Below are 1,197 nucleotides of genomic sequence, written 5' to 3'. Positions count from 1 at the left end.
CCCTTTCAGGCTACGGGAGTTTTGATTCGCCGCTCAACGCTGATCCTTACAGGCAATGGATCATTGGTAACAGTTAAATACTTTATCGATTGGGTTGAGTGAGGTCAAATGTTTGTTTGGTGATGAAGTGTAGAGTGCCTGAGATCCTTATACCATATATGGACGCCCCAGTTGTGCAAGCACTAAGTTATACGGTTTGCGACCCTATATCCGGCGTCATAATGGAAAAATTATCCGCGCCATGATGTCATCCGCACCCTGCTTCCTTCTCACTACATCGGTATATCACTACCTTGTATAAGAACAGGCTATTACAGGGACGGTAGCCGTTTTCTCATCAGTGTTTGCAAACTCGATAATGCGTCTATTTTTGTTGCTCAATTAATTAATAGTAAAAGCTTTTTCCATATTAAAATCCACTTCATCCCGCAGAACACGCCAGATAATCCGGGTCAGTTTGTTGGCTAAAGCGATCGTGGCTTTCATAAACCCGCATCGGGCAATCAGTTTTCTCAACCCTTCTCCCAGACAGTCATCACGATTTTGGACACAGCGCATCACTGCACGAGCACCGTGGATAATTAACGTTCGGAGATGACGGTTTCCATTTTTGCTCAGGGAAGACAGCCGGTTTTTTCCACCTGAACTGTGTTGTCGGGGAACCAGGCCACACCAGGCAGAAAGTTGCCGGCCATTGGCAAATTGGGGCGCACTGACTTCACTCACGAAGGCTGCCGCAATAAGGGGACCGACTCCGGGGATTGTGAGCAGATAGTGATAACCGCTTTGCTGACGGGAAAGTGCCGCTATTTCATTATCCATTTCATGAATGCGAATGTTCAGATTCCGTAGGTCTTCCCCCAAAGTATGAAGCAAACGTCGTAGTACAGAGGACAGCTCATGGCTCTCCTCTTCTAGAATCTCAGGCAGGTACTGTTGCAGTTTCTGAATACCTGCAGGAACGATCACCCCCTCCTCAGCGAGGAAAGCCCTAATCTGGTTGGCGAGTGCGGTACGTTGTTCCACCATGAGTTGTCGGGCACTGCGCAGTGCCTTGATATCTTGCTGTTCCACCGTCTTGACCGGAACAAAATGGATACCGGGTCGGCAGGCCGTTTCGCAGATAGCCAGTGCATCATTGGCATCATTTTTTTGATGATGGCTGAACGCTTTAACATGCTGGGTCGGCACAAGCCT

The 1,197-nt window shown here is 48.3% G+C and carries 1 protein-coding gene; it reads right to left on the bottom strand.

All coding sequences use genetic code 11. The features are described from left to right. Window positions 1-381: 381 nt before the first annotated feature. Window positions 382-1,197, bottom strand: an 816-nt coding sequence (locus ABLA76_RS09595; protein ID WP_348987753.1) for an IS110 family transposase, incomplete at its 5' end; no start/stop codon positions are given.

The organism is Xenorhabdus sp. SGI240 (assembly GCF_040081915.1).
GTDB classification, from domain to species: Bacteria; Pseudomonadota; Gammaproteobacteria; order Enterobacterales; family Enterobacteriaceae; genus Xenorhabdus; species Xenorhabdus bakwenae.
The sequence above is the reverse complement of the archived record's forward strand: the minus strand, read 5'-3'. Positions and strand labels throughout refer to the sequence as shown.